This window comes from Candidatus Marimicrobium litorale (assembly GCF_026262645.1).
In the GTDB taxonomy this organism is placed as follows: Bacteria; Pseudomonadota; Gammaproteobacteria; order Pseudomonadales; family Halieaceae; genus Marimicrobium; species Marimicrobium litorale.
This window is the reverse complement of record NZ_SHNO01000001.1, coordinates 816,458-838,675: the sequence shown is the minus strand read 5'-3', so window position 1 is coordinate 838,675 and position 22,218 is coordinate 816,458. Positions and strand designations below refer to the sequence as shown.

Here is a 22,218-nt window from a genome sequence, read left to right as displayed (position 1 = left end):
AGCATCCTGTATCAGTGTCGTTGCGTTTAAAATGCCTTTCGGCAGCCAATGAAAAAACGTGAGCCGTTAAGCGATTCCGGCCAACTTCCGGAACAGGCGGTTCATCCCCCCGATCCAGCGATCGTAATCAGCGGCCTTGCGCGTCATATACTCTTTTACTTCTCGATGAGTGAGGATCAGAAATGCCTCTCGCTCAAGGTGCTCGACCACGATCTCTGCTAGTTGCTCAGGCTCAATCATGCCGTCTCCGGACGCTGCCTGAGAGCCCTGATCATCAATATTCGCGATCATCGGCGTTCGTACCGCCTGTGGACACAACATGGATACCTTTATGCCCTGATGGGCATAGGTCAAAGCGAGCCACTCTGCGAAACCCACAGCAGCATGTTTAGTGGTGCCATAGGCGGCGCCACCGATTTGATTAAGCAGACCCGCGGCAGAGGCCGTTATAAGAAAGTAGCCTCCACCGCGCTTAATCATGCGTGGGACAAGGTAACGGGAGGCATAGACATGGGACATGACGTTAACGTCCCAACTTGTCTGCCATTCATCGTTATTTGCTTGCTCATCGGGACCCAGGGCAACCCCAGCGTTGCTGCAAAAGAGGTCGATGGGTCCCGCTGTTCTTTCTGTTTCCTCGATAACGCGGCGCACATCATCCTCTTTGCCCACATCCGCCGTTATAGCAACACAGCCGCACTCAGCAGCAGTCTGCTGTGCAGTATCCGAGTGCAGATCAACGGCGATTACCGTCTGAGCTTCAAGGGACATAAAGCGGGATACCAGTGCCTTGCCAATGCCGCTGCCAGCGCCTGTGACAACAATAACCTTGTTTTTAATCTGCATGTAGACCTCTTCGGGTGTGCTGATGGTTCATTCTGCACGAAACATATTCTATGTGCGCTAGTGGCGGAAGAGGTAGGAGTCGAACCCACCAGGCGTCTTGTCGACACCTCACTGGTTTTGAAGACCAGGCACCCCACCGGGGGCGTCGCTCTTCCGGTAGCAATGCAGAAGTCTACGCATTATACAGCCGCGCTGGAAGTGACCTGTCCAAGACGACGCGGGTATTGTCGCGCCGTTGAGTGAAACGGATATCATCAAAATACTCCAGTATCTCGATAGTGAGGTTACGCCCTGTTCCCCATTGTTGCTTGGCAACAGCAACCGTGATTTCTGCATCGGCCCTGTCCAACTGAATGATGTCCTTGGCAAATTCAAGCAATTGGGGGGGCAGGGCGCAGCGCCGCTTAGAGACCTGGAACGCCCGACCCAGCTTCACCGCAATTTGCGTAGCTTTTCTTACATCTTGTAGCTTCATGCCCGTGCGGTCAGCAATATCTGATAACAAGGGAATGGCTGCACCACTCGTTGACAGGCATTCTTTTACACGTCGCCACTGATTATCGGCTTCCTCCTCGATATGCGGAATAAATCCCGGCTGCATGATGCAACCCCCGACGAGGCCTAACGTTCCATTTTTCAAACAGGCGGAGAGTACACCTAGCACGAGAGGTATTCCGTGTGCCGGGGCCATGGTCCGCTGAAGCAGGCCCGGTCTGATGCCTTTTTCATGCGGACGTTCTCGGTGCCAACCAGACACGAAAGAGACGAGCGCCTGCTCTGTTGCTGACCATTTCGCCCTGCTAGTCAGCCAGGATTTGCCGTCTGCGTCAAAAGCCCTGCCAGCATTGATGCCAGGCAGAGCCGCAGTCTCTTGAGACATATTCCAGGCACGCTGAAAGCGTGCGAGGTCAATCACCTGATCATGCTCTAAGAGGCGCCGCAACGCGGCGTCGGGCGTTGGCTCTGCCATCGCTTCAAGGTAGGCGAGTCTGTGCGCGCCCGGCTTGCCACGATAAAAACCCTGTGGATCCAGAATAATACCACCGCCCAGCAGAGTTTCCTCAGAGGCATCGCGCAACAAGTAGCGCTGACCCGTGAAGGCGGGGACAGGCTCATCCAGTAACAGATGCGCTATTACATCATCACCTGCATTTAACGCGAGCGATGATGTTTCGCGCGTGTAGCGCGCCAGCCGGCCGGCCACCCGCTGCGAACCAAGGTAAAGCTTCACCGGAGTCAGGTGTTTTAGGGAGAAACGTAGCGTTCCCAGAAGTTGTAAGCGCACGTCCAGGCACATTGATAGGGGTGCTGCACCGGGCCCCAACAGCCAGCCACCGCGAGCCACTTCACCCTTGCCGCTAAGGTTTAACGCACAGCGCTGCCCCGCGGTCGCGCTCATTGCATTCTTGTCGTGTACGCGCAGGCCGCGCACCCTCAGGCTGGCTGCGCCCGGCTGCACCAGCACTTCATCGCCTGTACTAATGGAGCCACTTGTGACTGTACCGGTCACCACGAGCCCTGCCCCCTTAACACGGAATACACGATCCATCGACAGACGAAATACACCGGTGGCATCGCGCGTGTCGCATTGTGCGGCACAATTCAATAAGTGAGCTCTCAGGGAATCTACACCGAGGCCATTCTGGCTATTAACTCGAAACGGATCTTCTTGTTGCCAGCGCAGGTCGTGCAGCAGTTCGCCCACGCTGGATTCAACCGCGCGCAACCGCTCTTCACCTACGCGATCTATCTTGCTGATAATAGGGATAATGCGTTTAACGCCGAGGATGCGTATTACGTCGAGATGTTCTCGGGTCTGCGGCATCACACCATCGTCTGCAGCGACCACGAGTAAAGCCAAATCAATACCTCCAACGCCCGCTATCATTGTATTGATAAAGCGATGATGTCCGGGGACATCAATGAAACCAACAGGCAATCCCGTTACATGCGGCAAATAGGCATAGCCCAGGCTAATAGATAAGCCACGTCGCTTTTCTTCTTCCAGCCGATCAGTATCGACCCCGGTAATGTGTTTGATTAGTGACGTTTTACCATGGTCAACATGACCCGCGGTGGCGACAATCACGGCGCAACATGCTGAAGTTGACCAATGAGCGCGTCCTCGTCTTTCACCTCAAGGCAGCGTAAATCCAGCCACAGAGAGCCCTTGTGCAGCCGACCTACAACCGGGACGGGTGGATCGCGCAGGCTTTGCTGCAGACGACGCAGGGATTCGTCATGGCCCGATGCGGGCCTGCACTGCAGTGCAGAACTTGGCAGCAAATCTACCGGCAGCGACCCGCTGCCCACCTGGCTGAGGCAACGCTCAACCGTCACGGTGTAAGACGGTCCGATAGTCTGCTTGATGAGAGGGAGTAGCCTTTGCCCCTGAGCATGAATATCGGCTTCATCACGGGTCAGGTAACGCAGCGTTGGCAGGCTTTTCAACAAGTCATCCGGGTCGCGGTATAACTTGAGAGTTTCAGCAAGGGCGGCCAGTGTCATCTTGTCGACGCGCAATGCACGCTTGAGCGGGTTTTTTCTAATCGCAGCAATCAGGTCGTGACGACCGGCAATCAATCCTGCCTGCGGCCCGCCCAGAAGCTTGTCGCCACTGAACGTGATGATGTCTGCGCCTTGGGCCAGGGTCTCGGCGGCAGTGACTTCTCTGGGCAAGCCCAGCGCTGTGAAGTTCACCAGGTTGCCGCTGCCCATATCGACCACTAGCGGAAGGGAATATTCTGCCGCAAGAGCAGCCAATTCCACCTCTGCGACGCTGTGCGTAAAGCCTTCTACTCTGTAGTTGCTGGTATGCACTTTCATCAGTAACGCGGTCTTTTCGCCAATGGCATTGCGGTAATCTGTGAGATGAGTGCGGTTAGTCGCACCTATCTCGACCAGTTGGCAACCGGCGCGAGCCATTACTTCCGGTATCCGAAATGAACCGCCTATCTCGACCAATTCGCCACGAGATACAGGGACTTCATGACCCATCGCCAGCGTATTCAGTACGAGCAACACTGCTGCGGCGTTATTGTTTACTACCGTCGCTGCTTCTGCGCCAGTTAACTCGCAAATCAGCGACTCAACATGAGAATCCCGCTCACCGCGACGACCCGATTCCAGGTCAAATTCCAGATTGCTGGGTGAGCCGGCGACAGTCATTACTGCATCCAGTGCGGTTTGCGGCAGCACGGCGCGGCCAAGGTTGGTGTGTAAAACCGTCCCCGTTAGATTAATAACAGGCATAAGGCTCGATACGTTTAAGGCGGAAAGGGCAGCTATCGCATTGTCTCGAATCGACTCGATAGCGCAGTCGGGAGTGCCACCGCGGGCAATTTCCGCGCGCAACCGAACGAGGAGATCTCGTAGATTATTTACAACGGCGTCGCGACCCCAGGTGTTGATCTCCGCTGTCATGAGTTGCAGCAGGGTATCTATCCCCGGGAGTTGCTGGAAGCGTTTCGCCATATCGTTGGTGAGATCTTTATCCTGCATTTCGGTGCCTGAAAAACTACGTCAACCAGTCCTGCTAAAGCGTAACCAAGGTGTTAGCCAAAAGAGCCTAACCATTTAGTCTCTATAAAATTCCAGAATTTTCGTGTCGGTGAATACTTCCTCAAGCTCAGAATGGGAGTTGTGATCCAGTTGGTGCAGCTCATCCTGTACATGCAATCTCGCCTTGTTCAGGCGGCGCTGTGTTCGTGCGCGGGTTGCGCCGTAGCCAAAATCATATTCGTAGTATTTCTCTCCAGCGACACTTGCGCTGATATTGGCGCGGGCGAAGGCGAAATACGTGGCATCAAGATAACGCCAGACGGCGTCGAGTGTATCCGGCACCGCATCTGCGGGCAGCCAGGATGTATCGGTATAGTCGTCATCACCGAATAGGCGAGCGGTGTACTCCATTACGACAGTGCGATAATCACCAAGCCAGGCCAAAGGTACTGGGTCAGTCACAAAGTGTGCCTTACAAGCGCCGGCCAGTGCAAAATCTGCGAGGCACGGACGATCACCCAGAAGAAAAGGGCAGTGTGCGAAGTGGGTGTCCAGAACCGAAAGCATGGTACTAAAATCGCGGTGCACGGCATCAGCTTGCTCTGGCCCGACTCCGTTGTACTCGCAGACGTTTTTACCAAAGGACTGGTACATAAACTCGCCGACAGGCGCCAAGTCTTTCAGCTCTTGTTCCGTAAACGGTTCGTCAATAGATCGATTGAGCAATCGATTCGCGCCAAAACGCGGTCCAACCCAGGCTACATTCTCGGGATAGCACCAGCGGGTGTGAATACAGACGCGGCCAAGCCAATGGTTAAATGCGTCCTCGAGTATAAAACAGCAGGCTCTCTGTGTCGGTGTGGCAGGAATGACAGGCATCGACTTGAAGCGATCATTCAGTAACGGACCGACTGCAATTGTATCGTGAATCATCCATTTTTCAGGCGTGAGCAGCGCCGGGATAAAGTGCGTACCGGTGCGGGCTTCAATATCAGCAGCGCGCTCTTCCGTTTTGAAATGCCACGACCAGGGAATCTGCTGGCAGCGCAGCTGCGCTTCCAGCTTGCGTGAGAACATGCTCAGCTCCGCGCCGACAAGCCCATAGTCACCTCTGTACATGCCTTGTTCGCCTCGGATTTTTCACGCTGTTAAAAAGGATTCGCCGGAGAATATTGATCGCGTCGTAGCGTTACATGGAGCCAAATTTTTGTCAATGCGGTCCGGCTTCTGCACCTATCACGGCCGCTCATTTTGTATCATTTAACAACGGGCGGTGACAGGTTTGCTACCTGTTACATGGCGCGCAGCACCAGTAACTAAAGCAATTCTTCCGCCAGTAAAATAAGCGCCTCGGGTTGCTCAGTGGTCACCAGCATCAGATCTAGAGACCCTCTGCGCTCCGCTTCTCTCCAGGCCGACAACCGTTCACGTATACGTTCTGGTGAGCCTATCAAGCATGTACGATCTATCAGAGATTCCGGTACTACCCGGGACGCTTTTTCCTTCTCGCCACTAAGGTACAGGGTCTGGATTTGTTCGACCTCGTCCTCGTAGCCCATGCGTTTGGCAAACTCAGCGTAAAAGTTTTTTTGCCGTGAACCCATGCCACCCAGTTGCCTTGCCATTGCCGGCTTCATGGCCTCGAACACCGCTGCTGCATCATCCGCAACGATCACGCGCACCATGGTACTGACCGTAAACGCCGAACGGGAGCACTTTGCGGATTCGCGAGCAAAGCCCTCGGCGAGATAGCGATCTACGATGTCGGCAGTGTCCTCCGGGTCGATAAAGGACAGGATGACGCCGTCGGCAATTTCAGCCGCCAGGCGCAATCCTCCGGGCGTGATAGACGCGAGATAGATGTTCTGTTCGGGGTTTGTATGGGCAACGCTCTTTAGCGGCTTACCTGCGCCTGTTGTATTGGCTCCGCTAAGTGGCAGTTGATAGTGATAGCCGTCATAACGCAGAGGTTGCTGCCGAGCGAGTATCTGGCGAACGATCTCCACGTATTCCCGGGTTCGCCGTAGGGGCTTATCATAACTGACGCCATGCCAGCCCTCAGCAACCTGAGGCCCCGACCCTCCAAGACCGAGAATAAAGCGGCCCTCGGACAGAGCATCGAGTCCGATGGCGGTCATTGCGGCTGCAGCGGGTGACCTTGCGGGAATCTGCATAATAGCCGTCCCAATCTTTATGCGCTGGGTGTGAGCGGCCAGCCAGGTGACGCTGCTCACTGCATCGCAGCCATATGCTTCTGCGGCCCATACGGAATCATATTGCAGTGATTCCGCCAGCCGAACTCTGTTCAAGTCGATTGTCGGCTGCGCACTAAAGGCTGTCTCTGTGAGTGCCAGTCCCAGCTTCATAATCACATTCTCCTGTCTTGCGGTTAAATACCGTCCGCACAGAACGGCGGAATAAGCCAATATCGGCACAAAAACCGATATCGATGCAAGGCGGCACCACGCGCGAGCATATCACTTGTACAACGGATGATATCCACCAGCGAGTAAGTTATGTTAGCAACATATACAAAAGGGGAAAACACCATGGCAGACCTAACTGCAGTCAACCAGGGCAGTACCGCTCTGCGCCCTATCAAGGTAAGTCTCCTCGAAACGCTTCGCATGATTCGGCAAAGCTACCGTCAACCCCTCGAGCACGCGCAGGATATGCAGCAGCGTTATGGCAACGCGGTCATGCAGCGCATCGGCAGACAGAGTTACGTTAATCTGTATGGCGCAGACGCCCATCGTTTGGCTCTGGTTAATGAAGGTCAGATATTTTCCAATAAAAAAGCCTGGGACATGATCATCGGTCGCGTCTTTCCTAACGGACTTATGCTGCGCGACGGCGATGACCACCGCTATCACCGCCGGTTAATGCAGGCAGGCTTCAAGAACCCGGTGCTGCAGGGCTATTTGGCAGACATGGGTCCCCAGGTTCACGCGGCAGTGGAGGCATGGGAGTTCAAGCCCGGTGGCAGCCTCTTGGCATATCCGCTGTTCAAGCGGATGACGCTGGACATGGCCGCCACGATTTTTCTAGGTATGGAGCTAGGTGGAGACGCTCACAAAATCAGCCGCGCATTTGAGGCCACTGTTGCAGCGTCTATGCCTCGCGTACCACTTGCTATACCGGGCACCATACTATGGCGCGGCATACGCGCAAGGCACTACATGTGCCGCTATTTTCAGCAGCAGATAAAACGAAAGCGTGAGGGGCAGGGTAATGACATGTTCTCGCTCCTATGTCGTGCTACGGACGAGGAGGGCAATCAGTACACGGACGAGGAGGTCGTGGATCACATGATTTTTCTCATGATGGCGGCTCACGACACTACCACCAGCGCATTGACCAGCATGACATATGCGCTGGCGCAGCACACCGAATGGCAGGACCAGCTGAGGAAGGAAGCTTTGGCGATTGGCAAGGATGCGCTCAGCTATCATGACCTGGAGCGAATGCCACAAACTGAGTGGGTGATGAAAGAAGCCTTGCGCATGTATCCGCCGCTCTCATCCTTGCCGAAATACAGTTTAAAATCCTTCGACTTCGAGGGCAGCACCATACCGGCGGGCGCCATGGTTGTGACCTACCCCATTCACACTCACTATATGGAACAGTACTGGAGCAATCCGACGAGATTCGATCCAGAGCGTTTCAGCGATGAGCGGGCTGAGCAAAAGACTCACGCCTACTGCTGGGTGCCGTTTAGCGGCGGTGCACATATGTGCATAGGTCTGCATTTTGCCATTATGCAAATAAAACTGGTGATGTTTGAAATGCTGCGCCGTTACCGTTGGACGGTACCTGATACCTATCGAATGCCGGTGCAGCAGTCCCCTATCTCCAAGCCCAGAGACGGCCTACCGATTTATCTCGACGCTTTGCCGCCCCGCGCGATACCCGCCAGAAGTTAGACCGTCGGCGCCCATCTCTGCAAACGCGTTATTCACCGGGCGTATTTTGAGGTATCTTTGTCGTCAATCGGTACAAGACTAGCATCCAGAAGGGGACAGTTTCATGTTTGATTTAGCGATACGTAATGGCACCGTTATTGATGGGAGTGGCTCAATCGGCAAAGTATGCGACGTCGGGATAAAAGGCGATCGTATTGTTGCCGTAGGCACGGATATCGGTGAGGCGCGACAAGACATAGACGCTGACGGGCTACTTGTGACCCCTGGATGGGTTGACGTGCATACGCATTATGACGGTCAGGTCACCTGGGATCCTATGCTGACGCCTTCCAGCTGGAATGGTGTAACCACCGTGGTTATGGGTAACTGTGGTGTGGGCTTTGCGCCGGTAGAAACAGGTAAGGAAGACTATCTCATTCAGTTAATGGAGGGTGTCGAAGATATTCCAGGGGCGGCACTCGCAGAGGGAATACAGTGGAAGTGGGAGACCTTTCCCGAATATATGGATGCTATCGAGGCATTGCCACATGCCATTGATTTTGCCACTCAGGTTCCCCATGGCGCTGTGCGAACCTATGTCATGGGCAAGCGGGGCGCTAACAACGAGAAGGCTACAGAGGAAGACGTCACGGCCATGGCCGCTATCGTAAAAGAAGGACTGGAGGCGGGTGCCCTTGGGTTTTCTACAACGCGCACGATATTGCATCGCGCAAAGGATGGCGAACTGGCCCCGGGTACCACAGCGGACCGTGAGGAGGTCATTGGTATTGGCCGAGCCATGGGAGAGGTCGGCTATGGGGTCTTCGAAGTGGCGAGTGACCTTGCCCCTGAGGAAGAGGAGTTGTCCTGGATGCGTCAGATCGGCCGTGAGACCGGTCTTCCCGTCACCTTCGCCTGCCTGCAAAATAACGAGGATTCAAGTCAGTGGAAACGACTGCTGGCGGCAGTCGAAGAAGATCGCGCAGCAGGCGGCACCCTGACACCACAGGTGGCGCAGCGTCCTGCTGGCGTCCTGTTCAGTTGGGAGAGTTCAGGGCATCCGTTTATTCTGCATGCGGGATACCAGACAGTGGCATCTCTGCCATTGTCTGAACGTGTCGTCGCGCTGAATGATCCCGGTTTGCGGCGAGAGATACTTGATAACCCACCGGATCTTAGCGAATTACCAGAGGTATTTACGCGCTCACTATTAGCCTGGAACAACATGTTTTCGCTTGGTGAGCCGATAGATTACGAGCCAGGTCCCGAAAAAAGTATTCTTGCTAGGGCAGAGAGGCAGGGGGTAACGCCTGCAGAACTTGCCTATGACACTATGCTCGAGCGTTCAGGCAAAGGAATTATCTATATGCCGCTGCTGGGCTACTCAGATGGAGACTTCGAAGCCTTACGTGAAATGATGCTCCATCCCAACGCGATATTTGGGCTGTCTGATGGCGGCGCCCACTGTGGCCTTATTTGTGACGCCAGTATGCCAAGTTATCTGCTCACGCACTGGGCTAGAGACAGAACGCGAGGTGCGCGTATTCCTATCGAGAAATTGGTGCATAACCAAACTCAACGCACGGCGCATTTTTATGGCATGCGCGACCGCGGGCTGATCGCCGAGGGCATGAAAGCGGATATCAACATTATCGACTTTGATAAATTGACAATTCATCCCCCGGAGATGGTCTATGATTTACCTGCCAGCGCGCGCAGGCTGGTACAGAAAGTCGACGGGTACCGATACACACTTTGCAGCGGCGAGATAATTCGACAGGACAGCAAAGATACGGGTGCGATGCCCGGCAAACTCGTGCGCGGCCCCCAATCACAGTCGGCGATTCACTAGATTGAGCGTGTATTTATCCAATACCCTGCGCTAGACCGCTGTTTTATGGCGAGCAGTGATCCGATGCGGAGCTCCAGCGAATGTGAAGCTTTGTGTGCGCTTGAAGGCTGAAGACATCGCTGTAACGCTGTGCATCGCCTTACTGTGGATAGTCGGTGCACAATTAGGTTTTTACGTTGCGTTAAATCAGGGTTTTCAGACGACCCTGCTGTGGATTCCCTCAGGACTAGCGCTGGCCGGGCTGCTATGGCGTGGAAATCGCGCAGTCCCTGGCCTTTTCCTGGGGGCTTTCACCACCTCAGTTGTGCAGTTTTATATGCTATCGCCGGGAGCAATCTCTGCCATCGCAATCATCGCCTCTTGCGCTGTTATATTGGGCGGGGCGACCACGGCCTACCTTATGCGCCTCCTGACTCCTACCGCCCCTATTTGGGGCAGTGCCCGAGATATGTTGATCGGGACTGCTTGCATGGCAGTGGGCAGTGCGATCCCGGCCTTTATAAACACCAGCCTGTTTGATGCGGTGGGCCTGGTGCCGGAAGACGCTGTGCATAGCGCAATAGGAATTTACTGGTTAGGTGAATTCGGTGGCATGGTTGTCTTCACAGCGCCTCTATTCATAGTATTTAAGATGGCGGCCAAGGGGAATATAGCGTTAACGAGTCCCGCCAAGATTACCAGCCCGACGATACTCCTCGCTGTGTTCACCGCCTCTGCATTATCAATATTCGCCTGGCTCAAGGTGAACGAAGGGGAGGCTTTGACGCGCTCGCTGCAAAGGGATGCGAGTATTGCCGCCAACAGCTTAACGCGTGCTTTGGAAGCTGCTGGGCGCGACCTGGAATCTATACGAGCACTGGTCTACGCCCATGATCGGCTCTACAAATCTGAGTTCCTTCGTTTTAGTGAGACAGAATTTGGCTCACGCGGGCTCTATCCCGGTGCTCAGGCGCTAAGCTGGGCGCCCAAAGTTATAAATCCCCCTGAATGGGAGCGGGGTATGCGGGCTGCCGGCGAGAAGGAAAGCATCTTGTTTGAGGTCGGAGTCGACGGGGGTAGGGTGAGAGTGGGTAACCGGGACGAGTATTTCCCCGTGGAACTGATTTACCCCCCGAGCGATGTTAACAATAGAGCTTTGGGTTTTGATCTTGGTTCAGAGCGTAACCGACGCAAGGCTTTGGAGCGTGCGCGGGATACCGGGCTGACCAGTATGATGGCACCGATTTATCTTGTGCAGTCTGATAAAAGGATGGCGGCAATGCTCATGTGCTTGCCCATCTACAGTTTGGGCACTAATCCGGAAAGTAGCTCTGAGCGGGCAGAGCATCTTACTGGGTTTGCGACCGGAGTTTTTTATATTGGCAGCGTTTTCGACGCTGCGATACCGCAGTTCGAAGCGAGTATTACTCTCAGTCTCTTCGACTTATCGTTACCGAATTCAGAGCAGTGGTATCACAGCTATTCAAATGCGACTAGCGGCGCGCTGAAAAGCGGCGAACCGAGACCAGTGGCGTCGGAATTACGTGCTCACTTTTATGGGGAGAGTCTGGTGCGCTTTGCCGGACACCGCTGGTTAGTTATCGCGACGCCAAGTTCCAGCTTTATTAGCAGCTTCAGCACGGGCGTACCGTGGAGTGCCTTGCTGCTCATTCTGACTCTTGGTTTGGGGTTAAGCAGTATTCTGATCGAGCGTATAGCTGCGCGAAAGCGTATCGAAATGGAGCAGATAAAGACAGTTTCGGCTTTGGCTGAGGCCAATGCTGCAAATGAATCCAAATCCTATTTTATGGCTGCGGCGAGTCACGATATTAAACAACCGCTTTATGCGTTGGGCATCCTGACTGATACCTTGTTAATGTCTGACCTCAAGAAGGAGATGCGGCCAGTCATCGAAAACGTGAGTAAGAGCGTTAAAGAGATGTCTTTGCACTTCGACACCCTAATGGACATGGGCCGGTTTCAGGACGGGAGCTTCGAAGTTAATCTGGGTGAATTCGTAATGGATGAGCTGGCCCGGCGAATAGATCTCGAGGTGGCACCGTTGTGCAACGAAAAGAATCTACGTTGGCACCTCGATTTAGGCGATTACGCGGTAATCTCTGATCCAGAGCTTTTACTACGACTGCTCAGAAACCTACTTATCAATGCCGTGAGCTATACCGTGCAAGGCGACGTTTCATGTATAGCCCGCGCCACGGAGAAAACAATCGAAATATGCATATACGATACAGGCCCGGGCCTGTCCAAAGAGCAGCAATTTTTAATAGGGCAGACAAATACCGCATCTCGCCAGAATGTGATCGATAGTTCAGAAATGCAGCTTGGCTTTTCAATCGTAAACAGGATTAGCAGGGCCTTGGAGCTCACCATTGAAGTGAACACCTCTGCAACAATAGGGACGCAATTCCGCTTTGAGCTGCAGAGATCTTTAACCTCCGGGGATAATTCCTAAGTGGGGTTCAAAGCCACCACCGCAAAAAATCGCTTTCTGCGACCGAGTGGCATCTACGAATGTTCGTCACCGACGGCGCACGCATGATTTCTTCACTCCGCATTTCCCAATATTTCAGGATGACCATCAGCATTGCCCTGCTTTACTTTCTGGGCGCGCAACTGGGTGCGTTGTTTACACTACTGCCTCATTCGCTTGCCAGCGTATTCTGGCCACCCACCGGCATCGCGTTGGCTGCATTGCTTTTATACGGCAACCGAGCGATTGCAGGAATTCTTGTCGGAGCTGCCGTGAGCAATCTGGTCGAATTATCCGGATTGTCGTCACTAGTCCTGGTTTTCTCCAGCCTTTTTATCGCGCTCGGCTCTGTTTTAAGTGCCATGGTAGCAGCGGTGCTATTACGGCGCTATGCGCCCAGTGCGCCAATTTATGGCTGTTCCAGCGATATCTTTAAAGGCTCGCTGCTAATGGCGGCATCCAGTTCTATCGCTGCTGTCGCAGGCGCGGCAAGCCTGTTTGCGACAGGGTTAATGCCATGGGACTCTGTGGCTATTACCTTCGCCATGTGGTGGTTGGGCAACTTCTGCGGGATGCTGACAGTAACACCCGTGGGGTACGCGATTGTGCGACGTTTGGGCGGAGGGTTATTTAATCGTACCCCGGTGGGCCTCATTCCCGGCCCTACCTTACTGAACGCTTTCCTTGGCCTGATTGCCACGCTTGGCTTTGCGTTTTTGTGGCAGCAGGAGGGCGCCGACATGTCGGCAGTGCTGAAGCGCGAGGCGCTTGTAAGCGCCGACAGTATACAAAGAACACTGCAACGCGCAGGCAGGGACATGAAGTCCATCGAGGCACTCGTGTCAGCATCCGAAGAGCATCTGGATGCCAGCGAATTTCTGCTTTACACCGAGGCCTTGCACATGAATACGCCGGGGCACCCGACGATTTTTAGCGTGAGTTGGGCGCCGATTATCGATGATGTCAGCGTGTGGGAACGTGAAATGCGTTCGTTTGGATATCCGAACATCCGCGTGTTTGAGCGGAACAGGGGAGGGGACAGAAAGTCCGTGGGTATCCGGAAGGACTACTATCCCCTGCAATATATCTACTCGCCTCTTGGTGCGAGTGCAGCAGACCTGGGTTATGACCTCGGCTCAAATCCATCGACGCGGCTGGCTATAGAGCGCGCATCAAAATCCGGCGAAAGCAGCATGGTGGCTCCCATTGCAATGAGCCATAGTGGAATGCTAGAGCAACCGGCCCTGCAGATCTGCGCTGCGGTGTTCCGAGTGGCTAGTCGCGTAACATTAAATACAAAGGGCGCACGCCTTCTTCTCGGCGCGGCGTGTGGTGTATACCCCCTGCAGGGAATATTGAAATTGGCGTTACTGGATACGCTTCCCGGAATTGATTTGCATATTTTTGAAGTCGCAGGAATCGGGGAGGGTGACTGGCATTATTCTCACACACCGGGCGCAGAGGAAGTGGATTCCCAAAAATCCATAGAGCCAAACGCAATTGAGCTGGCCAGGAAACCTCACGGTGCAGCCGACATTGTCTTCGGTGATAGCCAGTGGCGAGTTTTTGCGGTGCAGGGGCGTGACTTCGAAAATCAATTTCGCTCACTTGTTCCGTGGGGTGCCCTGTTGCTCGTATTTGCACTGGGTATTGGTCTCAGCTCTGTTTTGATGGAGCGAATATTTTCACGGCGCAATCTCAAGGCAGAGATGGAAAAGACACTGGACGCGCTGCACAAGGCTCGGGCCGCTAACGAGGCAAAGTCCTACTTTATGGCTGCAGCCAGTCACGATATCAAGCAACCGTTGTATGCGCTAAGCATACTCGCAGATACACTCTTACTTTCCAGCCCCCTCAAGGAGACTTTGCCGCTTATCGCAAGTCTGAAAACCAGTATTGCAGAGATGTCCGTACACTTTGATACATTAATGGATGTCGGAATGTTTCAGGATGGCAGCTTCGAAATTCATGCACGTGATTTCGAGTTAGAAGAGATTTCGCGACGAATCGATAAGGAAATTGGTCCCTTATGCCGCGAAAAAGGCTTGAACTGGAGATTGCACCTCGAAAGGTGCACTGCGCACTCCGATCCAGAGCTGATCATGCGTTTGATCAGGAATCTGCTCATTAACGCTGCACGTTTCACAACAAACGGAACGGTAAGTTGCATAGCAGCGCGCGTTGATGGCAAGATTCGATTTTCTGTCATGGATACCGGACAGGGCCTGTCTCAGGCTCAGAAAGATCTCATATTCAACGAAGTCGTCCGTCTTCGGGGAGACACCATACATACATCGGGCCTCGGACTGGGCCTCTCAATTGTTAATAAGATTAGTCGATCTCTGGACCTTGATCTGTCTCTCGAATCCACCGAGGGTGTTGGTACCAAGTACGTCTTCTTTGTCCCGCTAGCTTCAAACGAGGGATCAGGAGACGCCTGAATGACTTGGGCTGCCGCTATTTAGGAGAAGCGGGTTGCCTTGCTAACAGTGATGTTAGATTGCACGCCAACTATGCTCGACGAGAAGTGTCTGCCGAGCAAAAAGTTGCACATGATAAAGGCTGCCAGCATTCACCTCAGCAACGCCCTTTGGTGTGCCTGTCATAACAATGTCGTTGTCCTGTAAATGCATAAATTCAGTAACTAGCTTCTTTATCACTTCGGGCTTGTACATCATTCGCTCGATATTTGCGCTTTGTTGAGGTCTGCCGTCAACGCTTAAAGAAAACGACAATGTGGGTAGGGCATCAGAATCAATAGACTTGAATTCGGTAAATATCGCGGAACCATTAAACGCTTTTGCGCGCTCCCAGGGCAGCGCTTGTTTTTTCAGTTTCGATTGCAGCTGTCTTTTAGTGAGATCGAGGCCGACTGCTGACGCGACAAATTCACCTTGCTGAACTAAAAAACACAGTTCGGTTTCAAAGTGAAGCGGCTCCTGGTGACAAGACAGCAGTGACTCACCAATAGAGGAATTTGGCTTGTTGAACACCACGAGTTCGTCGGGTACGGGATTACCGAGTTCTTCAATATGCTCAACATAATTCCTGCCGATGCAGACGATTTTAGACGGCGCAATGTTTTTTCCTTCCCACAAAACGTGATTCAAGATAACTCCAAACTGCTGAGAGGCCGTTAATCCGCCTGGAATGCCGAAGTCGGTGCAGGCAATGTAACGTACTTGTGTGCGCTCATGCCATGCAGACTTACCCCGGGATTATCTACCCAGATACTTTATTTAACATAATATATATTATACGCATATTCAGTAGGGGCGCTCGCTGTCAATAGCGCCCGAAAAATGCGCTTCGGCGCGGTGCTTGGCGGATTACCCGCTTGATCTAATCTAGCACAGTTCTGATCTGCCGCGGTTAAGCACGGATCTGATCGCGTGCAATACGCGTCTCGCTAATCGCGATACATCTTATACAGCGTGCGATGGCCATTATAAGCGCTGCCGACTATCCCGCAGCGCAGCATCTAGAAACCGGCGAGCAGATGCCGGCGTGTCAAAAACCTGTTCGCAGCCTGATGCACACGTGGGTTGATAGACTCTGAACAATCAACGTTACGTTTTTGAACAGCACAGCAAAGGCAAGAGATTTGCCCGCGTTACGCAGCTTCGCTTACAGCGTCGCGCCTTATCAAGCTCAAGGTCCTTCGCCGGCTCGCCGCTTGGCTCCTGCCTGCAGAGACTCGGATTTATAGGCTCTAACAGCTTCGCTATATCGCGAGGGATATACATAAATATACCCAGAACAACCCGATCAATCTCGTGGGCAAAAATTGCTCGACAATTGAGCTGCTGCCACCTATCGTCCCTGTGGAAAACGCGGTGCAGCCCCTCACTTTTTATGCATTCAGGAGACTTGCGATGCCCATCAGCCCGATGGATGAAACACTTGCCCACCAGACCCCGGAGACTTTCGACCAGGTGGCCACTTCCGATCGAAATTTTTACGATCGTTACTACTTTAATCTGCATTCTGAGGACGGCAATACGTTTGTTGTGCTCGGCATTGGCCAGTATCCAAATCTTGGCACAACCGACGCGTTTGCACTCATTGTGCGCGATGGTAAGCAACACGTGCTGCGCTGTTCTCGTGAGCTTGGTACAGATCGGTCCGATACCCGAGTAGGCCCTTTTGGCGTTGACGTCGTAGAGCCTTTACAGTCCCTGCGCTTTTTCTGTGAACAAAACGACCACGAAATAAGCTTTGACCTTACCTTTACCGGTCATGGTCCTGCCGTCGAGGAACCTCGCACGTTCCTGCGCAAAGGACCTCGTGTCACTATGGACACGTCTCGCTATACGCAGATGGGTCGCTGGAACGGCACCCTTAATCTCAAGGGGGACGTGATCGAGGTCAACGAAAAAGATTGGCTCGGTATTCGCGACCACTCCTGGGGTATTCGCCCTATTGGTGAAGCAGAGCCACTGGGGATACGAATCAACGAGTATATGAACAACTTCGGATTCTTCCATATCTTCGTTCCTATCCAATTCAAGGACTTCCAGCTGAAAGTCTTCATTGAAGAAAACGCAGACGGCAGCTTGATTGTCGAGGAATGCGTAAAAATTGACAGTCATGCGAAAGGCGGCGCCGTTCATCAGCTGGGTAAACCGAATCATCAGGTAAACTACGCCAGCGGGTCTCGCGAACTGGCTTCCGGAGAGCTCCGCTTTGAGGATGAAAACGGCGAGCCCCTGGTGGTTAAATTCACTCCCCATAATTGCGCATGCCTCGCTGCCGGGACCGGTTATGTCGCGACGCCCGAATGGACGCACGGCGCCTATCAGGGGAAGTTCAAGCTGGAAGCCGTTGAGTTCGATGTGGGCTCTGACGAACAACGTGGTGGTCTTGGCCCATTGTACGAACATATCGGTCGCTTCGAGCTGAGCACGGGAGAGGTTGGATATGGCATGTTTGAAAATCTTTCTGTAGGCAGCCATTCCAAATATGGGTTTGATTCATTTGAAGCGGTAGCGCCCTGACTGAGCGCCCTCCCCTGCACATTGCCCCGCCTCAGTGGGCGCTGTATCGCGCGAGGGCCGAACTTTACTGGCCTCCTCGCCGCTCGTGGCAGAACCAGCGGATATTTTTCCGGCACGTTTCGTTTTTCTACTCTATTGAATGTCGCAAGGAACAGGGCTAATCGGATACGGGCCAGCGAGTATCCCCTGTGTAAAATGCGAAGCGCTTCTCGATAATTTCACGGGTCAAGCCGTACTCCGCAACGTCGTATTCATGCTTGCCATGTTTGCCTTTCGGATTGTTGTCTATGTGAGCGTGCATCGCAGCGCGCGCAGCGTCTGTTAATTCCATTCCAAAACCGCTGTAGACCTTCTCAACCACTGCCATGGGCTGCGAAACAAACTCCGCCTGTGAGGTGTCAATGAATAGACTGGGATCGCGTTTTTCACGCTCTGATAGCCCTTTCTCTAACGACATCGCATACCACTCCATGACAGCGTGTCCAATCGCACTTTTGTCCATGTGGTCATGATTGCCGGCGTACATACCCATGACGGCTCTGTTCATGCTGTTAATGCTGGCTGTTACGGCCACGGGTTCGCGGTGACACCAGATAAAGCGGGCGTCTGGAAATACGTCGAGTATCGCATCGACGGCCCACATGTGCGCAGGCGCCTTCAGCATCCATTGTTTTCCGGGGTTACGCCAATTTAGCATCTGCATTTGTCGCTTCTGGTAACGATAAAGAGGGACCAGATCCTGGGCAAGCAACCAGCTACGGTAGGGCTCCAGCATGATCTCAAAACCAAGTTGTACACCATTGAATGCATAGGCATGCAACAATACGCACTCCTCCGGGGTGTCTGCATCTACATAGTGTATTTTGGAGAAATCCGAGCTGCGGGTATCATCCAGCGCCTTCACCAGATACGGGTAACGAAAGTCCTCCTCCCCCGGCTTGGCGTCTGGCCAGGGATCGGGGAATTGGCATTCCCATTGCAGGACCCCGCGATTTTCAGGCGCGGCCACGAGCAGGTTGAGTAAGGCTGACGTGCCGGACCGCGGCAGCCCCGTAACAAATATGGGCGCAACTATTTCCTGCTGGTCTATTTCACCTATCGTGCGAAACGCATTCTCGCATTTCAGCCGGGTGGCCAATTGCATTACCACGCGTTCCCTGCAGCGCTTGCGCCCATCCGGATCTAAAATGTTGCGATCATAGGTTTCCAGCAATACCTCCAGCCCCTCATGGATTGGCGGCTCACCAAATTCATCAAACCCTGTTTGCTGCTGTGCCTCCTTGATCAATTGTTCAGCGACGAACGTCACAGCAGTGGTCATTTTAACTCCGAAAGTTTGGCAACGCGGGACTTCAGGGTTGGGTGTTTATCTGCGCCAATCCAGCGCCAGCACATCGTGCCCTTCTTATGCCCCGCAGTTTCAATCCAGTTCGGTACGCCAGGGTTAGTATGAGACACAACAACACGCACACTGCCGTCTGGCTCATAATGTGCAGTATGTTTGTTCACGTGAATAGTGTGGTGCCGATAGTCCAGTGACTCCATCCACCAGTTATCCAATTGAAAATTCCAGGTCTGGCACTCAGGAATCTCCGGGGCTTCAATAATAAAGACCTCATCGTCCTCGAGTTCCCAGGCACTGTGGAAATAAAAAATATTTGGATCCCCGCCTATCGACTGGCAGTAGTCCTGGTCTGCCGGGGGCAGATCATTGAGCGTGGGTAAGAAGCTTTCAGCCCAGTCTTCAAACATCTTTGCCGAACCATGCACAAACATGACGGCGCCTTGTAATCCGCGTTGCAATTTTTCCGCGGTAAGCGGTGCTGGACGATCATCTTTGGCACCAATCCGCTCAATTTTCATTTCTGCCCGCGCTTCGTTTTCACGGTCTTGGAATGTCTGACGCACGGTAATGGAATTTGCCGATTCTCCGAGAGGCAACCAGTTGCCCGGTTTCTCGTCTTTGCTGAGGATGATGTCTATTTCACCATTGGGACCCAAATCCATTTGGCGATGATCAATATGACCGGTAACCTCCATGGTTCCATCCACCGCATAGCGATTGATTATGGAACTGATGCCGAGGTAATTGACAGTCCCCCGTGTACCGGTGATCCGGTAATCATAGGCCGGATTAATGGGGGCACTCTCATAACGATTATCGGGATTGTCAGCCCCCAGTTTGATGGTCTCGTGAGCACCGCAGCGCAGTTGCGGAAACAGGGGGTCACGAAACTCCAGAAAGCTCTCAAGGCCTCCTCGCAAAAGGCGCGCAAGGTAGCGATACCCCTCTGCCTGATTGAATGAATCCTTCGGGGCTTTTTCGCTGCGGATAATTTTTCCAGCATCTTTCAGCGCATCGCAGAATTCGTCCCACGCTGTTCCATCTATTACTCGCTGTTCTGCGTCTGACAAGGCCATAAGACACTCCTGTTAACGTGGCTATAAAAGGACATCAAGTGTCATCAAACAGAAGCCGGTAATCAAGCGCCACGCCGATACAGGCACGAATGCCCTGTCATTCCGGTGTGGGAGTCTGCACCATTGAACCGCCCTCCTCCTTGCGCGATGGCTCGATGAAGATCGGGGAGCTCCAAGCCCGTGGATTAGCCAGGGACAGGCAATTTTCTTGGCGTGTCGCTCGCTCGCCTATGCAGTAATCACGTTGCGTGCAGTTTCCCTTGTCATCGTAAACGCAACCGAACGGATCGCCACCAATCAAAGGTTGGGCTTCCTGTATCGCACGAGCGTAATAAAGACTGGGGCGATTACCAGCCAGGTATTGATCATCCTCAAATTCCACCGTGCAGCCCTGCCCCGCATCGGCACATTTGAATACGCGCCACTCATTTTCTATGAGCGAGCCGACCTCGTCGGTGGCCGACTGCTGCGGGCGCACCCGCACAATCTCAATTCGCTCAATACGTTTGCGATAATCGCCAGGGCGATAGCACTCACCACCGCAAAGGTTTTGTATTCCTGACGGCCCTAGCGCGTTACTCGCCTCTGCAGGGCAACCCGGCACCTGCTCCAGTGCGCCGAGGGCTTTGACGCGGAATCGTGGCGTATCATCAAGACTGAGGTCGCTCCCCATGGGCGCAATACCGGCGGGACTATTCAATAGGTCAAACCAGAGAAGGATGCGATCGCCAGACGTTCCATAGACCCGGCGTGCCTTCATGGCCTCCCAGATCGCATCGCGGTCACGACCATCACTGTGCACTGCGATTAGGCCGCCCGTATAATAAAAGCTGCCCGACTCCACGTAGGGATTCCAGGAAAAGGACTGCCGTCCGCTAAATGACTTGCTGTCGGTGTACATCAATCGGCTTGTCTCCTTGTAACTATTTCCTGGCCGGGCCATATGATTGTCGCTTGAGCCGATCAAGCCGAATTTCGCACGCGCCATTTTGCCGTTCGTGTCGTAGCCCAGGGCCAGATTGTATTGCGCAGACTGGCGAGGCACGTAAGTGGATGCCGGTTGAAAACTGTTTTGCAGCTGTCCGCAGCCCGCCCAATCGTCCAGCGAGGCATCGGGAAATAAGTCTCTACCGGCCTGAATATCGATACTTGAGAATGTATTCATAGTGTTTACGGCGCCGGCTTCACAGTCAGCTGAGCCGGGTGAAGCGCAGCCGGCACGGAAAATTTCCGCCGCCTGGCGACAACACGGCAGGAAACCCGCCGTTTTGGGCGGGCAACTCGCTGCACCGCCCGCCTCTGTAACAACACGCTCAAAATCTCGAAACACTTCCGAGTTGCCGTGTCCTGAATAGGACTCTAGCAACCTCTCATAACGATTCTCATAGTCTTGCAGCTGATTGCGAAAATCAGCATCCAGCGGATTTGTGGTTCCCCATGAGAGGCCATGAGGAATAACGAGGCTATCGAATCCCCCGCGATCCAGTTTTCGATAGAGATCTGCAGGGGTGCGGGCTACTTCACGGCAAGTGACAGGTAGCTGGTCGACCGGCGTACCGACAGGACACTCAGGTGTAGAGTAAGAATCTGCCAGATACCACCCCATGTCACTGACAAACTCGAGCTCTTCCACCAAGCCCAGCAAGCCCACTGCAACAGCAGGAATGCGCGCGAGTAGATTTCCCGGAGCTGACGAGATAGGCCGAACGGGAATCTCACCCTCCTCTCCTGACCTGAGAATTACGTTTTTGTGCCCGTAGTGCTGCACGGCGTTTTTCTGGTCAGTGTTTGACCATTCCCAGCCGAGGAACGACACCATATCCGGGTGCGCCGGATCCCCCGCACTTTGATTACATCGACGAACGGCCTCCGCCGTGTGCTTCCACGCACGCGGCGTCAAGCTTTCCGCATGGTCATTAATACTCCAAAAATCCAACGCACTACAGTAGCGTGCGAAATCGCATGCGTCTTCGACCGTAGCGCTGCCGACCCCCTTGATCAACTCTGTATTGAAAAGGTAGGCGTCCAACGAAAAATTGGTATGCGTATGGAGATCGCCGAATAAAATGAGGGGCGCCGCTATCGTGCTGTCGCTTTCCGTCCTGGGCCCCTCCGCAACTGCTCGCAAAGACTGAGCCTCGCCACCCAGCCAACCGCTTCCCAGTGCGTGCAACCAGCTAAAAAGGAAAAGCAGGACAAGCAACGCTATCACTAACAGTTTCTTCATCA

14 protein-coding genes and 1 tRNA gene are annotated in these 22,218 nt (G+C 53.5%); 5 read left to right on the top strand and 10 right to left on the bottom strand.

Features of this window, described 5'->3' with window-relative positions; all coding sequences use genetic code 11:
* Positions 1-66 precede the first annotated feature (66 nt).
* The 6 genes from EYC82_RS03835 to EYC82_RS03810 all read right to left on the bottom strand — a co-directional run bounded on the left by EYC82_RS03835 (position 67) and on the right by EYC82_RS03810 (position 6,713).
* The gene (locus tag EYC82_RS03835; protein ID WP_279248228.1) at positions 67-846 is read right to left on the bottom strand and encodes an SDR family oxidoreductase; all 780 of its coding nucleotides are present in this window, start codon (positions 844-846) and stop codon (positions 67-69) included.
* Between the two features lie 61 nt (positions 847-907).
* Positions 908-1,001 (bottom strand) — tRNA-Sec (locus EYC82_RS03830).
* Between the two features lie 17 nt (positions 1,002-1,018).
* Positions 1,019-2,935, bottom strand: coding sequence for a selenocysteine-specific translation elongation factor (gene selB / locus EYC82_RS03825; protein WP_279248227.1), 1,917 nt, complete (start codon positions 2,933-2,935; stop codon positions 1,019-1,021).
* Positions 2,932-4,347, bottom strand: a complete 1,416-nt coding sequence (gene selA / locus EYC82_RS03820; protein WP_279248226.1) for an L-seryl-tRNA(Sec) selenium transferase — start codon at positions 4,345-4,347, stop codon at positions 2,932-2,934. The genes selB and selA overlap by 4 nt, the downstream gene beginning before the upstream one ends.
* Before the next feature lie 75 nt (positions 4,348-4,422).
* Positions 4,423-5,466 carry a glutathione binding-like protein gene (locus EYC82_RS03815; RefSeq protein WP_279248225.1) on the bottom strand — a complete coding sequence of 348 codons (1,044 nt, stop codon included), beginning with the start codon at positions 5,464-5,466 and terminating at the stop codon, positions 4,423-4,425.
* Positions 5,467-5,663: 197 nt separating this feature from the next.
* Positions 5,664-6,713: an LLM class F420-dependent oxidoreductase gene (locus EYC82_RS03810; protein WP_279248224.1), complete on the bottom strand. Its 1,050-nt coding sequence runs from the start codon at positions 6,711-6,713 to the stop codon at positions 5,664-5,666.
* Positions 6,714-6,896: 183 nt separating this feature from the next.
* Between EYC82_RS03810 and EYC82_RS03805 the strand changes: the two genes are divergently transcribed.
* The 4 genes from EYC82_RS03805 to EYC82_RS03790 all read left to right on the top strand — a co-directional run bounded on the left by EYC82_RS03805 (position 6,897) and on the right by EYC82_RS03790 (position 15,012).
* Positions 6,897-8,270 carry a cytochrome P450 gene (locus EYC82_RS03805; protein ID WP_279248223.1) on the top strand — a complete coding sequence of 458 codons (1,374 nt, stop codon included), beginning with the start codon at positions 6,897-6,899 and terminating at the stop codon, positions 8,268-8,270.
* Between the two features lie 103 nt (positions 8,271-8,373).
* The gene (locus EYC82_RS03800) at positions 8,374-10,101 is read left to right on the top strand and encodes an N-acyl-D-amino-acid deacylase family protein (protein ID WP_279248222.1); all 1,728 of its coding nucleotides are present in this window, start codon (positions 8,374-8,376) and stop codon (positions 10,099-10,101) included.
* Between the two features lie 82 nt (positions 10,102-10,183).
* Positions 10,184-12,553, top strand: a complete 2,370-nt coding sequence (locus tag EYC82_RS03795; RefSeq protein WP_279248221.1) for a CHASE domain-containing protein — start codon at positions 10,184-10,186, stop codon at positions 12,551-12,553.
* A 59-nt stretch (positions 12,554-12,612) separates the two neighbouring features.
* On the top strand, positions 12,613-15,012 hold the full coding sequence (locus EYC82_RS03790) for an ATP-binding protein (protein WP_279248220.1): 2,400 nt from the start codon (positions 12,613-12,615) through the stop codon (positions 15,010-15,012).
* Positions 15,013-15,066: 54 nt separating this feature from the next.
* On the opposite strand, the gene EYC82_RS03785 is transcribed toward EYC82_RS03790, so the two are convergent.
* Positions 15,067-15,681: a fumarylacetoacetate hydrolase family protein gene (locus EYC82_RS03785; protein ID WP_279248219.1), complete on the bottom strand. Its 615-nt coding sequence runs from the start codon at positions 15,679-15,681 to the stop codon at positions 15,067-15,069.
* 765 nt (positions 15,682-16,446) lie between these two features.
* Here EYC82_RS03785 and EYC82_RS03780 point away from each other — a divergent pair.
* The gene (locus EYC82_RS03780; protein ID WP_279248218.1) at positions 16,447-17,568 is read left to right on the top strand and encodes an Rv3169 family protein; all 1,122 of its coding nucleotides are present in this window, start codon (positions 16,447-16,449) and stop codon (positions 17,566-17,568) included.
* 157 nt (positions 17,569-17,725) lie between these two features.
* Here the strand turns inward: EYC82_RS03780 and EYC82_RS03775 are convergent, their stop codons facing one another.
* From EYC82_RS03775 to EYC82_RS03765, 3 genes are all read right to left on the bottom strand, one after another.
* Positions 17,726-18,889: a sulfotransferase family protein gene (locus EYC82_RS03775; RefSeq protein ID WP_279248217.1), complete on the bottom strand. Its 1,164-nt coding sequence runs from the start codon at positions 18,887-18,889 to the stop codon at positions 17,726-17,728.
* Complete coding sequence (locus EYC82_RS03770; RefSeq protein WP_279248216.1) at positions 18,886-19,989, bottom strand: DUF1214 domain-containing protein; 1,104 nt, start codon at positions 19,987-19,989, stop codon at positions 18,886-18,888. The genes EYC82_RS03775 and EYC82_RS03770 overlap by 4 nt, the downstream gene beginning before the upstream one ends.
* Before the next feature lie 97 nt (positions 19,990-20,086).
* Positions 20,087-22,216, bottom strand: a complete 2,130-nt coding sequence (locus tag EYC82_RS03765; protein ID WP_279248215.1) for a DUF3604 domain-containing protein — start codon at positions 22,214-22,216, stop codon at positions 20,087-20,089.
* Between the last annotated feature and the right edge of the window lie 2 nt (positions 22,217-22,218).

What these genes read in the sequence shown, in the direction of transcription:
- EYC82_RS03835 (WP_279248228.1), bottom strand. Translation starts at nt 846, where the DNA reads ATGCAGATTAAAAACAAGGTTATTGTTGTCACAGGCGCTGGCAGCGGC.
- selA (WP_279248226.1), bottom strand. Translation starts at nt 4,347, where the DNA reads ATGCAGGATAAAGATCTCACCAACGATATGGCGAAACGCTTCCAGCAA.
- EYC82_RS03815 (WP_279248225.1), bottom strand. Translation starts at nt 5,466, where the DNA reads ATGTACAGAGGTGACTATGGGCTTGTCGGCGCGGAGCTGAGCATGTTC.
- EYC82_RS03810 (WP_279248224.1), bottom strand. Translation starts at nt 6,713, where the DNA reads ATGAAGCTGGGACTGGCACTCACAGAGACAGCCTTTAGTGCGCAGCCG.
- EYC82_RS03805 (WP_279248223.1), top strand. Translation starts at nt 6,897, where the DNA reads ATGGCAGACCTAACTGCAGTCAACCAGGGCAGTACCGCTCTGCGCCCT.
- EYC82_RS03800 (WP_279248222.1), top strand. Translation starts at nt 8,374, where the DNA reads ATGTTTGATTTAGCGATACGTAATGGCACCGTTATTGATGGGAGTGGC.
- EYC82_RS03790 (WP_279248220.1), top strand. Translation starts at nt 12,613, where the DNA reads ATGTTCGTCACCGACGGCGCACGCATGATTTCTTCACTCCGCATTTCC.
- EYC82_RS03780 (WP_279248218.1), top strand. Translation starts at nt 16,447, where the DNA reads ATGCCCATCAGCCCGATGGATGAAACACTTGCCCACCAGACCCCGGAG.
- EYC82_RS03775 (WP_279248217.1), bottom strand. Translation starts at nt 18,889, where the DNA reads ATGACCACTGCTGTGACGTTCGTCGCTGAACAATTGATCAAGGAGGCA.
- EYC82_RS03770 (WP_279248216.1), bottom strand. Translation starts at nt 19,989, where the DNA reads ATGGCCTTGTCAGACGCAGAACAGCGAGTAATAGATGGAACAGCGTGG.
- EYC82_RS03765 (WP_279248215.1), bottom strand. Translation starts at nt 22,216, where the DNA reads ATGAAGAAACTGTTAGTGATAGCGTTGCTTGTCCTGCTTTTCCTTTTT.